Source organism: Balneolales bacterium ANBcel1 (assembly GCA_029688905.1).
Classification (GTDB): domain Bacteria; phylum Bacteroidota; class Rhodothermia; order Balneolales; family Natronogracilivirgulaceae; genus SLLW01.
The window spans coordinates 71,138-84,257 of the sequence record JARULB010000005.1 but is presented as its reverse complement, the minus strand read 5'-3'; the positions used below and the strand labels follow the sequence as shown (position 1 = coordinate 84,257).

General features: G+C 52.2%; 11 protein-coding genes. All 11 read left to right on the top strand.

The genetic code is table 11. From position 1 onward, the window contains the following. Positions 1–44: 44 nt before the first annotated feature. The 11 genes from QA596_08165 to hemB all read left to right on the top strand — a co-directional run bounded on the left by QA596_08165 (position 45) and on the right by hemB (position 12,950). Positions 45–965 (top strand): DUF58 domain-containing protein, encoded by a 921-nt coding sequence (locus tag QA596_08165; protein ID MDG5767436.1) that lies wholly within the window; start codon positions 45–47, stop codon positions 963–965. Between the two features lie 222 nt (positions 966–1,187). Continuing rightward, complete coding sequence (locus QA596_08160; GenBank protein MDG5767435.1) at positions 1,188–1,454, top strand: hypothetical protein; 267 nt, start codon at positions 1,188–1,190, stop codon at positions 1,452–1,454. 241 nt (positions 1,455–1,695) lie between these two features. Beyond that, a complete protein-coding gene (locus QA596_08155; protein ID MDG5767434.1) occupies positions 1,696–2,397 on the top strand; it encodes a response regulator transcription factor in 702 nt (233 codons plus the stop codon). After that, positions 2,397–3,818 carry a HAMP domain-containing sensor histidine kinase gene (locus QA596_08150; protein MDG5767433.1) on the top strand — a complete coding sequence of 474 codons (1,422 nt, stop codon included), beginning with the start codon at positions 2,397–2,399 and terminating at the stop codon, positions 3,816–3,818. The genes QA596_08155 and QA596_08150 overlap by 1 nt, the downstream gene beginning before the upstream one ends. 157 nt (positions 3,819–3,975) lie before the next feature. After that, a complete protein-coding gene (gene hemH, locus QA596_08145) occupies positions 3,976–5,109 on the top strand; it encodes a ferrochelatase (protein MDG5767432.1) in 1,134 nt (377 codons plus the stop codon). A 21-nt stretch (positions 5,110–5,130) separates the two neighbouring features. Beyond that, a complete protein-coding gene (hemA, locus tag QA596_08140) occupies positions 5,131–6,402 on the top strand; it encodes a glutamyl-tRNA reductase (GenBank protein MDG5767431.1) in 1,272 nt (423 codons plus the stop codon). After that, positions 6,392–8,296, top strand: a complete 1,905-nt coding sequence (locus QA596_08135) for a uroporphyrinogen-III synthase (protein ID MDG5767430.1) — start codon at positions 6,392–6,394, stop codon at positions 8,294–8,296. Before hemA ends, QA596_08135 begins: the two co-directional genes overlap by 11 nt. Positions 8,297–8,305: 9 nt before the next feature. Then, positions 8,306–9,343, top strand: a complete 1,038-nt coding sequence (hemE, locus tag QA596_08130; GenBank protein MDG5767429.1) for a uroporphyrinogen decarboxylase — start codon at positions 8,306–8,308, stop codon at positions 9,341–9,343. 42 nt (positions 9,344–9,385) lie between these two features. After that, a complete protein-coding gene (hemF, locus tag QA596_08125; protein ID MDG5767428.1) occupies positions 9,386–10,300 on the top strand; it encodes an oxygen-dependent coproporphyrinogen oxidase in 915 nt (304 codons plus the stop codon). A gap of 263 nt (positions 10,301–10,563) precedes the next feature. Beyond that, positions 10,564–11,862: a Fic family protein gene (locus tag QA596_08120; GenBank protein ID MDG5767427.1), complete on the top strand. Its 1,299-nt coding sequence runs from the start codon at positions 10,564–10,566 to the stop codon at positions 11,860–11,862. Between the two features lie 74 nt (positions 11,863–11,936). Next, positions 11,937–12,950, top strand: coding sequence for a porphobilinogen synthase (gene hemB / locus QA596_08115; GenBank protein MDG5767426.1), 1,014 nt, complete (start codon positions 11,937–11,939; stop codon positions 12,948–12,950). Positions 12,951–13,120 lie beyond the last annotated feature (170 nt).

Here is a 13,120-nt window from a genome sequence, read left to right as displayed (position 1 = left end):
TTATTTCTCCCGTTTTTTACAGAGTTTAAGAAAAAAAAGTAATCATGCTGCTGACACCCGAACTGCTGAACAGGCTCACGCCGCTGGAAATCAAGGCCCGCCAGATTGTGGAGGGGTTTATCAGCGGACTTCACAAAAGTCCCTATTTCGGGTTCAGTGTCGAGTTTGCCGAGCATCGCCCCTATAACCCGGGGGATGAACTGAAACACCTCGACTGGAAGGTGTACGGAAAAACGGAACGGCATTATGTGAAGCAGTATGAGGAAGAAACCAACCTGCGATGCTACCTGCTCCTTGATGTGAGCACATCCATGCAGTACCGTTATTTCGCCGAATGGTCCAAACTTCGCTACGGCGTACATCTTGCGGCCGCCATTGCCTATATGCTTCACCGGCAGCGGGATGGATGCGGACTGGTACCTTTTGACCGCGAAATCGGGGAAATTATTCCGGCAAAATCCTCCTATCCGCACCTGCTTCATCTGTACCGTATTATGGATGAGATCCTCGAAACCAGGGACAGTGAGAATGCCGGACCGCGCCTTACCGCCTCGGCCGACGCCATCCACCAGCTGGCAGAACGCATCAACAGACGCAGCCTGGTTGTGGTGATGACCGACCTGTTCGAAAATACCCGCCGACACGACGAGCTGATCTCCTCCCTGAAACACCTCCGCCATAAAAAACATGAAGTGGTATTGTTTCACCTGCTGGAAAAACGGAGCGAGCGGGATCTTGATTTCCCCGATGACCGGTTTGTGTTTGAGGATCTGGAAACTGGCGGACAAATGGATGTGATCCCCTCACAAATCCGGAAAGACTACAGAAAAAAGATGGATCAGTTTACCCGCGATTTTCGCATTGCCTGCAGCGAAGCGCGAATTTCATATGAGGAGGTGGACACGCAGACGCCATTTGACCTGGCACTGCTGGCTTTTCTGAACAAACGACGGCGGATGATGTAACAGGAACCGGCCCTGGATTGCGGCCCATGCCCCCAGTCGTTTTGATGCCCCCGGCTTCGGAGTAACGGCTGCCTGGAATAATCCCCTCTTCCCACAATTGACGCCGCCATTTGTTGTATCGATTCCTTAGCTTCAAGGGATATGGAACGGACCGGCCGGGCGGTGCCGTCTTCGATGGCATAACTGCCGGGCACGTAACCAACAGTGACCAGTACCGGTACGATGGATTGGAATGAGCGATGGAAAGAGGAGGAGGTCGCGGAAACCCGCAGCCGAAGCAAATGGAACTATGTTTTCAGCGAAAGCCTGAAAATGGCGCTGTTGCTGCCGGCCATCGTGCTGCTGATCGAGGTATTTCTGTTTGGAGCCTGGCCCGACATCAGCGACCGGCCGATCGTGCTGCTCTTTGATTACGCGTTTCTTTTTTCGGTGGTATTTCTGGTGTTTGTGCTGTACCACCTGTTTCGATGGCGAAAGCTCAATCGTTGAGGATGGAGTTTTTCATGCGCAGGCCTGTCCCGCTCTGCGGCCCCGGTGGATGCAACCCTGCCGGATCTTCCCGGTTGCGCACCAGCAGCCAAGCCGGTGAAGCCGGGTCACGGCCAATAAACCGGAAATGCATATTTTTTCTTATATTCGGCACAGTCGAGAACGATGGCCATTATCATCACAATGCTTCTGGCCGGAAATCCCGAACCGAAAATTCGAAACCAGGGAAACAAGAGGTATTTTGAACTTCAAGCGAACCATTTTACTTGTTGAGGATGAGGCCGAACCGGCGGAGATGCTGTGTAATTACCTGGAAATGCATGGCTATGAGGTGCTTATGGCTATGGATGGCACCCGGGCGATCGAGCTGATCGATAATAATGCCCGGCAGATCGACCTCGCCATACTCGATATTATGGTGCCCGACAAAGACGGCTACGAGATTTGCAATTATCTGCGAACCCATCCGATCCTCGGGGATGTTCCCGTCATCTTTCTTACCGCCAAGGACCAGGAAAAGGACGAGATCGCGGGGCTGTCTCTGGGAGCCGACGACTATATCCCGAAGCCGGCAAGCCTTAACCTGGTAAAGGCGCATGTGGAATCGCTGTTGCGTCGCAGGCCGCAGGAGAAAGGAAGCTGGATCGGATACCGCAGTGTTTTCATCGCGCCCGATAATATGGAAGCATGGCAAAACGGACAGAAAATTGAACTCACCAATACCGAGTTCAAACTCCTGAAACTCTTTTTTGAGAACCCCAAGAGAGTCTATACCCGCCAGGAAATTCTGGAATATATCACCGATGAGGAGAAATACGTCTTCGACCGCACGGTTGACGTCCATATAAAAAACCTGCGCCTCAAACTTCGGGACGACGGCGAGCTTATCAAGACCTATCGCGGTATGGGGTATGGACTGAATAAAGAAACGGCCCATCCCTGATGAATATCCGTTCCAAGCTGGCCTGGACGCTAACGGTGATTTTGATTATAACCGTGACAATGGGCAGTGCCTACGCCCTGTTTTACATCCGTGCCTATATACTGGAACAGGAGGTCGCCGACATGGAGAGCGACGGCTACTGGATGATGCACACGCTCAAATTTCTGCCGGACGGGCTGGAGCTTCAGGATGAGTTGATGCGTGTTGGCGAGGCCACCAATTACAACATCGCGCTGTATGACTCGAACGGGACCATGCTTGCGGCGTATCCGGTCGGAACGCAGCGCTCTCCCCACCTGCATCTCCATCCCGACGAGATCAACCAGCTGCTGGGTGAAGAGGAGATACTGCGCACCATCGACGATCCCGCCGACGACAACATCTGGGTGTATGCCACCATCGTGGAGAGCCGGAACGAGGCCCGTTTTTTTGTCATCAACCAGCCAAAGAGCCAGATATTCCAGCCGGTGGCGGATGTGAGGCGGATTATCATCATCGGGCTGGTATTCTCTTTTGTGTTGATTCTGGCGCTTAGCGCGATGCTGGCTCACTACATGGCAAGGCCTCTGCTCAAACTGACAAGGGATGTTCAGCGAATAGCCAGCGGCGATACCGGCCATGTGATCAGGGTCAGGCGCTCCGACGAGATCGGAACACTCGCCGATTCCGTCAACCGGATGGCACAGAAGCTTCGGGCCGATTACGAGCATCTGCAGAAGCTGAATGAAAAGCAGTACCAGTTTTTTGCCGACATAACCCACGAAGTCCGCAACCCCCTCCACACTATCATGGGGTCGCTGGAAATGCTGGAGCTACCCAACCTGAATGACGAGAAACGGCAGAAGTATGCCAGAAATCTCAGAAGCCAGGCCGGTCGCATAGACCGCCTGTTCAAGGATCTGATGACATTGCAGCGTTTTGATTCCGACGAAAAGTTCGTCATCCCCCAGCCGGTGAACCTGGCGGATATAGCTGAAAACCTGGCTCTTTGGTATCATCAGAACGCGAAAAACAAAGGGGTGGAATTGAAAATTGATAACCACTCCTGCATGGTACTTGCCGACCCCGGCAAAATTGAACAGGTGCTGGACAACCTTGTTTCCAACGCCATCAAATTTACCAATGCCGGAACCATTACACTTTCCTATCAAAGAGAGGGACGACAGGTGGAGGTATCGGTCAGCGATACGGGCATCGGCATACCCGAAGCCCACTGGCCGCGGCTGTTCGACCGCTTTTACCGTACCGACAAGGCGCGTTCCCGCGACAAGGGGGGAACCGGACTCGGGTTGTCCGTTGTTAAAGGGATTTTAAAAGCGCATGGCACAGACATCCAGGTGGAAAGCGAAGTTGGGAAAGGCAGCCGATTCTTTTTCTACCTGGACGCCCTGGAGGAAGATTCTGAGGCGCAATCAGTTTAGCACAAATCGGTCGGGAAGCGCAACTTGCAGGGCTCATATTCGGCAGCGGCAACTCTGCATCTTTGCATGAAATTACTTACCTTAGGGGCCGTTTGCTGTTTGCGCAAGATGATCTGTGCCGCGAGTCTGCAAACACAATAAACGTATCTGGATGTACATGAGTCAAAGCGGAAAAAAAATCGGTGTAGTGCTGATGAACCTCGGTGGACCCACTTCCGAGCCGGCAGTGCGTTCCTTTCTGGAAAATCTTTTCGGAGATCAGGATATCATCAATCTTGGAGGGGGCGGATTTCAGAAGCGCCTGGCCAAGACCATTGCCAGGTTTCGTTACAAGGGCGTCGCAGAGAAGTATCGGGAGATCAACGGATGTCCCAATGGATGTATGGGCAGCAAGTATTGTCCGAATCGCCGGGATAAAGTGGTATCGGATTGCTGCTCTCCTATAAACCCGCTCACCGAACTTCAGCGTAAAGCACTCGAAAAACAGATAAAAAGCGCCTGGCCGGATCATTTTGTGAAGGTATACACCGCCATGCGCTATTGGGTGCCGTTTGATTATGATGTTTTTGAAGAGGCGATGGCCGATGGAATAGAGCATCTGGTGTTGCTGCCCCTCTATCCCCATTTTTCCTATACGACCACCGGAAGCAGTTTTCGGAACTGGGAACACATCCGCCAAAAAAATATCGAAACGGGCAAGATCCCCGGATGGCAGGAATACCATATCGGCCAGTATCATCTGAATCCGAACTATCTCTCCGCCCTGAACAGCAGAATTGAAGAGCGGCTTGAAGAGGATTTTTCAGAGGAAGAACGCAGTAAAGTGCACCTGGTTTTTACTGCACACGGAACACCGCTCAGTGAAGTGGCCAAGGGAGACCCCTACACACAGCATATTGAAGAGACCGTAGAAGCAATTATGAAAATGCGTAATTACGGTGAGACACACTGGCTCGGGTATCAGTCGCGTGTGGGGCCGTCCAAATGGACCCAGCCCAATACCGAAGAACTCGTTTTCCGCCTTCTGGACTATGGAATAAAACACATCCTGTTGATTCCCGTTGCATTTGTGACGGACCATATTGAAACCTTGCACGAGCTGGGGATCGAACTGCACGAAGCTATCGAAGAGCAGAAAAAACAGGTGGATAAGCTTATTACCAGTAAAGGGCTGAACGATCATCCTGATTTTTTGAAGGCTCTGCAGGATGAAATTTTCCGAAAAATAGGGCATATTACGGGTGATCCGGCGACTGTGGAGAAAAGCGGCAGTGCGCAACCGGCATCCTAACAGATTTTGATTACTAATTGAATGAAGGCATCAACTCCGCAGATCAGGGAATTTTCGGCGGCTGGTATTAACCACTGGAAAGCCGATGTGGCTCTCAGAGAACGCTTCAGCCTTTCTGAGGATCAGAGGCGTCGTTTTCTGGAGGATGCGCGCATAATCGGGCTGAGGGATGTGATCATTGTTTCCACCTGCAACCGTACCGAGATATTTGGCCGCACTTCCACACCCGGGATTCTGGTTGAGCTGCTGGTCAAACACAGCGAAGGTCTTCGGGAGGAGTTCGATGAATCCGGATTTGTTTTTGAGGGAGAGGATGCCGTCAGGCACCTGATCAGGGTGACGGTCGGTCTGGATGCCCAGATTCTCGGGGACCTGCAGATCGTCAAGCAGGTAAAGGAGGCCTATGAGCATACCCGCTCCATGGGAATGGCGGATACCGTGTTGCACAGGCTGATGCAGTTCGTGCTTCGTACCCACAAACGCTCGCGCACAGAAACAGACCTGGCCAGTGGTGCCGCTACCACGGCATATGCGGCAGTCCGGTACGCGAAAAACAAATTAAAGTCGATAGCAAGAAAGAATATCCTGCTGGTTGGAACGGGAAAAATCGGCAAGATCACCTGCAAAAACCTGATATCGATGGGCGCCCGGAATGTGGTGCTGCTTAACCGCAACCGCCTGCGCGCTGAAACTCTCGGTGACCGGTTTCAGCTCCCTGTAGCCGGTCTTGAAAGCCTGAGTTCCGAAATTGGCCGGGCGGATCTTGTTATCGTGGCAACCGGAGCCGACCATCCCGTGATTCGCCGGGAGCAACTGTCCGGGATTGAGGGAAGCGACCGAAAAGTGGTTATGCTGGATCTCTCCGTCCCCAGAAATATTGATCCGGAGCTGGGAAGTCATCCCAATGTTGAACTGGTGAACATGGATCTCCTCCGGGATACTACAGACGAGGCGTTCAAAAGGCGAGAAGAGAATGTGCCCAAAGTTGAAGCCATTATAGATGAAGAGATTGAAAATTTCAAAGTATGGCTCTCCGAGCAAAAGGTTGTGCCTACCATCCGGGCGCTGAGTGACAAACTTCATGATATAAGAAGCCGTGAGATGGACAAGTTCCGGTCGCGAATTCCGGAGCAGGCATTTGAAGATGTGGACCACCTCACCCGAAGAATCGTAAACAAGATCATGGCGCACTCCATTGACCATCTAAGGGAGAACCATGATGCACCCGAAGAGATCACCCGCCTGGTCCACTCCATGTTTAAACTGGAATCGGAGTCATCCGTTGACAGCTAAACCCCTTCGCATTGGAACGCGGGACAGCCTTCTTGCAACCTGGCAAGCCCGCCATGTCGCAACAATCCTGGGAAACGCCGGGTACGCCACCGAACTGATCTATATCAAAACGGAAGGGGATCGGGTTCTGGATACGCCGCTGCCGTTGATGGGGGGCAAAGGGGTCTTTACCAAAGCTCTGGATGACGCGCTATTAGCCGGTGAAATTGATTTGGCTGTCCATTCTCTTAAAGATATTCCGACCAGGATACCGTCCGGTCTCTGCATTGCAGCTGTTGGAAAACGTGAAGAAACATCAGATGTAATCGTTTTTCGCAAAGCGCTGAGAGAAGATATCGCCTCCGGAAATTATGTTGAAGACACCGGCAAGGAGGGGAAGCGTAAGGAGGATTCTGTGACGCAAAATGATGCGTTAATTAATGCGTTATCGCAGAGGCTGTCCGACCGGAATCATCGCACGATCATCGCCAGCAGCAGTAACAGGAGGATCGGGCAATGGCTGGCGAAATATCCCCACCACTCCATGGTGGACATCCGCGGAAACATTCAGACCCGGCTGCGAAAACTCTATGACAGTGATTGGGACGGTGCAATCTTCGCAGCAGCGGGACTCCGCAGACTGGAGCTGGATCATGCAATGCACCAGAAACTCGATTGGATGATTCCTGCACCGGCTCAGGGGGCGCTGGGAGTAATGACGCGTGAGGATGCAGTAGATGTCAGGACGGTATTGAGAAATGTGCATGATGAAGATGCCGCGTTATGCACAAAGATAGAGCGGGATGTGCTTCATACCCTTGAAGGGGGATGCAGCGCACCAGTCGGAGCCCTTGCGGAAATTGCAGGCGGACAGGTTCGATTGCGCGTCAATACTGTATACCCGGATGGCAGCGGAATGATTTCGTTTGAGATGCAGGAGGCGCGGGACAATGCCGAAGGGCTGGGTGTGCGAGCCGCGGAAGAGGCTTTGAAACGCGGAGCCGATGCGTTGATTCGGGACCTTTCGAAGAACTCTGGCCAAATGACGGAGCCCATAGATGGAGACGGGGGCGGGCCGACCGATTCCGAAGGTAAGATTTCATCCAAAAGGCAGATGACCAAACCGGGAAAGCAAACCGTCGAAAACAGAAAGGTTGTTATTTCAACACGACCCTCTGCTTCCGGAGATATGGACATGGCAAACGCGCAGGGTATTTTACTGCTGGATTATCCTGCGTTTTACTACCGCTGGATTACCCCGACCGGATTTGTAATCGATTCGGTTTTCGCAGAGCCGACACCCGAGGCCTGGGTTTTTACCAGCAGAAGGGGCGTGGAGGGCTGGTGGCGGGTTTGGAAGGGATTGAGCGACGAAACAAAGGCCGGATCCGGCACACTGAATGATAAAAGTGCAGAAAAAGGCCGAGAGCCACGAGCAGAGAAGCAAAATTTATCGGTTCCTCCGATCTATGTCGTTGGTGAAAAAACACGTAGCTCAACTGAGGAATTGTTTCCAGAGGCGGAAACCCGGATGGCAGGTGAACACCATGGTTCGGCGTTGGCATTGAAAATGGTTAGAGACGGAATTCGCTCGGTGGTACATTTTTGTTCGGTTGACCGTCGTTCTGAAATTCGGGATATCGCCAAAAAATTTCAGGTGGAGTTCACGGAGGTTGAGGTTTACCGAAGTTGTCCGGTCACAGACCCTCAACCCATCGATACTGCAGTGGACGCCATTTTCTTTTTCAGTCCGAATGGCGTTGCCGAATTCATGCGGCTCTACGGACTGCCGGAAGGCGACTGGAAAGCGGTAGCGGTGGGGGGCACAACGGCCGAAGTGGTACGGAAAAAGACCGGGCGCGTTCCTCTGGTCGCAGATTCGCCATCATTTCAGGAAATGATTAAACTGATATAAACTGATTTTATGCGTCAAAAACCTGATAACGATTTATATCTTAAAGCGCTGGCGGGAGAGCCTGTGCCTAGACCACCAGTTTGGATGATGCGTCAGGCCGGCCGGTATCTGCCATCCTATTTGAAGCTTCAGGAGAAGTACGATTTTTTTACGCGTTGTGAGACACCGGAACTTGTGGCTGAAATAACCTGCCTGCCGATTGATGAAATAGGTCCGGATGCGGCGATCCTGTTTTCGGATATTCTCGTAGTGCCGCGCGCGCTCGGCTGGCATATCGAGATGAAACCGGGAATCGGACCGGTTCTTGATGACCCCATATCACATCCGGATGACGCACTTGCAGTAAGGTCGATAGATGCGAATGACGCGCTTTCATATGTAATGAAGGGCATTCACGCTACCACGGACAGACTGAGCGGCAGGGTGCCTCTGATCGGTTTTTCAGGTGCGCCATGGACCCTTCTCTGTTACATGGTGGAAGGACGCGGATCCAAAGATTTTGCCAGGGCAAAAGAGTTTTGCTTCAAATATCCTGAAGCGGCGGAATATTTGTTATCGCTGCTAACCGATGTAATCATCGATTATCTGAATGAGCAGATTCGTGCCGGTGCCGACGCCGTTCAGGTATTTGACAGCTGGGCTGGACTACTCGGCCCCGAGGATTTTAATCTCCTCTGCATGCCCTATCTTAAACGAATTTCCGAGGAGGTGACCGGAGCTCCGGTGGTACTGTTTGCCAAGGGAGCATGGTTTGCCCTCGACAAACTGGCCGAAGAGACAGATGCGGCCGCAATCTCGGTCGACTGGTCCGTCAGTCCGGAGTATGCCCGAAAAGTGACCGGAGGTACAATAACGTTGCAGGGAAATTTCGATCCCAGCAGGTTGCTGTCACCGATCCCGGAAATCAGAAAACAGGTCAGACTAATGATAGACCGATTTGGCAAGGACCGATATATTGTCAACCTGGGACACGGCATCCTCCCGAATATTCCGGTTGAAAACGCCAGGGCATTTGTTGAAGCAGTAAAAAGTTATTACCAGGAGTGATTTTTCCTTTTTCTGAACACCGAAACTGGCAGGGTATCAGCATTGTCTGTTAAAGAGTTATTCACCAATTGGCTGTATGATACCCAGGATCGCATTTGTGCGGCCCTGGAAGAAACGGACGGAAAGGAGACGTTCCGTGAAGATAAATGGATTCGATCCGGTGGCGGAGGCGGCAGAACCCGCGTCATTGAACGTGGCGGTGTTTTTGAAAAAGGAGGCGTAAACGTGTCGGCGGTGCATGGTGCACTGCCCGAGCCGATTCGAAAACGTTTCGGTGTCGACAGTGGATGGTTTTACGCATGTGGATTGTCGCTGGTTCTGCACCCGGAAAGCCCCATGATACCGACTGTTCATGCCAATTACCGCTATTTTGAACTGTATGACCAGGAGGGAGGCGATATCCGGGATGCCTGGTTCGGAGGCGGTGCCGACCTCACACCCTATTATTTGTTTGAAGAGGATACGCGTCATTTTCATCTCAGCTATAAAAAAACGTGTGATGCTCTCGACCCGGGTCTCTATCCGCGATTCAAGGAGTCATGCGATCACTATTTTTACAATGCTCACCGCGGAGAAGCAAGGGGAGTAGGAGGTATTTTCTTCGATTATGCAAGAGCGGACCAGGATCATTCCATTGACTTCTGGCTGCAGGTAGCGACTGGTTGCGGGGAGGCTTTTCTCCCCTCCTATCTGCCGATTGTCGAGAGAAGAGCCGATGAGCCCTGGGGGGCTGAAGAGCGCATGTTTCAGGAGTTGGGACGAGGCAGGTATGTCGAGTTTAATCTGATCCATGACCGTGGCACGTTATTCGGACTTAAAACCGGAGGGAGGATTGAATCTATTCTAATGAGCCTTCCGCCACGTGTCAGATGGGACTACAACCCCGTGATCAGGGAAGGATCACGAGAATCGCACCTTTTAGATGTACTGAAAGCACCCCGCAACTGGGTTGATTAGGATCCGCATGACCGGGCATCCCCGCAGAGCTTGTGTTCCGGGTGGATGGATATGGGTCTCGAAACAGATTATTCAACAGGGAACCCGAATTATTGTATAACCGGAATATGAACCGGTAATAAATGAAATATTAGGAATATTTTTATCTGATTACGGTCCTTTATTATTAGCTATATATGTACTATTATAACCAGAAATTAAACAGGAAAATAAACCGGCAAAAAATATAGGAAAATATGTCGGATGAAACGACGCAAGCGTTTATGCCGAAGCAGCGTGATCAGCTGCGCGACAAGGCCGTGTCTGTTGTCAGGGCAGCGGCGGCGCTTGGGGCCCTTGTGCACCCGGAGTTGCGGAAGCGTCTCGGGAAGTTGACAGACTTTGTAAGCTGCTACTATTCCAATGTGATGGAGGGCCGCCAGCTGCATCCGAAATATATCGAGCAGGCATTTCAGGGTGAGTTTCAGAGTGACGCGGAGAAAAGGAGCCTGCAGCTTCTCAGCAGGGCACATGTCAAAATCCGGCAATTTCTGGATCAGAAGCTTGTGGATGAACCAGGACGCAATATCTGCAACGATGATTTCGTGGCAGGACTGCATGCCGGATATTTCAGGAGGGTTCCGAAAGAGTTCCGGGAATTCAGGGATCCCGACAGCGGAAAGTTTGTTCGTATTGCCCCCGGCGAACAGCGGACAAATTCGAACGGTGGAACAGGCGAATCGGAAAAAAGGATTCATGACACAGTTACGCATGGAACCGGGAACACCGAAATATCAGAAGCGCAGCGGCCTGCCGGTAAACAGGATGCACGGTCTGATACAGGGATTGTCAAGGATTCTTCAAAGTTGACCTTACATCAGTTCTCTGACATTTTTAATAGCGCGTCATTTCACGGAGCCGATATCCTGATTGCCGCTGCTGCTTCACACTATCATTTTATGCGAATGCGCCCATTTGCCGGTGGTAATGGCCAAATAGCCCGTTTTGTAAGTCATGCCTGGCTGAAACAGGCACAGGCGGATGCCGGCGGACTCTGGACGATTTCTCGCGGACTGGCGCGAAACCGGGAAGCGTATATGGACTTCTTCGGTAATGAAGCGCAATATGCCGGAGAACAACCCACAGATCCGGGTCAGACTAATTCATCCAAAACAACCCGCCAGCGGGAGTCGCTTTGCAGGGTGACAGATTTTTGTCATTTTTATCTAAATGTATGTCTTGATGAGATCCGGTTCGTGCACCGGCTGCTGGATTCCGATGCGCTGCTTCCCAGAATGCACAAGTATGTGTCTTTGCGCTCTGCCGGGATGGTTGATCAACCGGAGCTCCGGGATGAAGCCAGATTTGCTTTGGAAGCCGTCATGCTGCGTGGAGCTGTTCCCCGTGGAGAAATGACGCGCATCACGGGCCTGGGTGAGCGCACGGCGAGAAACATGATCAGCCGTCTGCTGGACGAAGGGCTCCTCGAATCGGACAGCCACAGGGCTCCGCTCAGGCTCGGCATCCCCATTCATGCAGCCGGATGGTGGTTTCCCGGTTTATATCCGGAAGGTATGCTCTGAATTGATTAATATCAGAACCAGGGCCGGTGGGCATTCCGCATTGCCGGCAATCTCAAAATCAAATTCTGCAGGATATGACAACGCAGCACAAAGACTTTTTATCAGGCTATCCTCTCAAACGCGGCAGACGCAACCGCCGGCATGCCGGCCTCCGTCGACTCGTATCCGAGACCAGCCTCAATCCATCCGATTTTATCGCTCCGATGTTTATAACGGAGGGGAAGGATATCATGGATCCGATTCTCTCCATGCCGGGTTACTACCGCATGTCGCTTGATCTGGCGGTATCCCGTGCAGCAAAATGGCATGAACTGGGTATTCAGGCGGTTTTATTGTTTGTGAAGGTCCCCGAAGCCAGGAAGGACAATGAGGGAACCGAGGCGCTGAATGAACAGGGTTTGATGCAAACCGCGGTAAAACGCATCAAGGAGGCGGTGCCGGGGCTCACGGTTATGACCGACGTCGCCCTTGATCCCTACTCGAGCTATGGTCACGACGGCATTGTAAAGGATGGAGAAATTGTAAATGACGAAACGGTGGATATACTTGCGCGAATGGCGGTCAGCCATGCCCGGGCCGGAGCCGATTATGTGGCGCCATCCGATATGATGGACGGCCGCATCGGCCAGATTCGCCGAGCGCTTGAGGCGAACAACTACCCCGATACCGGAATCATGGCGTACAGTGCCAAATATGCATCCGGTTTTTACGGCCCTTTCCGGGATGCACTGGACTCCGCGCCGGGCTTCGGTGACAAGAAAACCTATCAGATGGATCCTGCCAATGTTCGCGAGGCCGTCAGGGAGGCGCAGATGGACGAAGCGGAAGGGGCAGACATGGTGATGGTCAAGCCGGGCCTCCCCTATCTGGATGTGGTTCGTGCCGTCAGAGAAAGTGTGTCGGTTCCGGTTGCCGTGTACCAGGTGAGCGGTGAGTATGCGATGATCAAGGCCGCCGCTGAAAAGGGATGGATCGATGAGCAGGACGCGATGATGGAAAGCCTGATCGCAATCAAACGCGCCGGTGCCGACCTTGTCGCTACCTATTGGGCGGAGGATGCCATCCGGCTGTTGACCGGCAGTCGGTAGCACTACTTCGGGCCATCACCTGCAGCCCCCTTAAAAGCAAAAAAAACGCCAGGCCGTTTTCGCCGCGGTTATTTCACCACATCATGAAGCCCGAACACAATGAAAAAAAGAAATATAGATATCGCTTTTTTTCTTCGTAACTTGTAATAATTGGCTTTTGATAGTTGAAT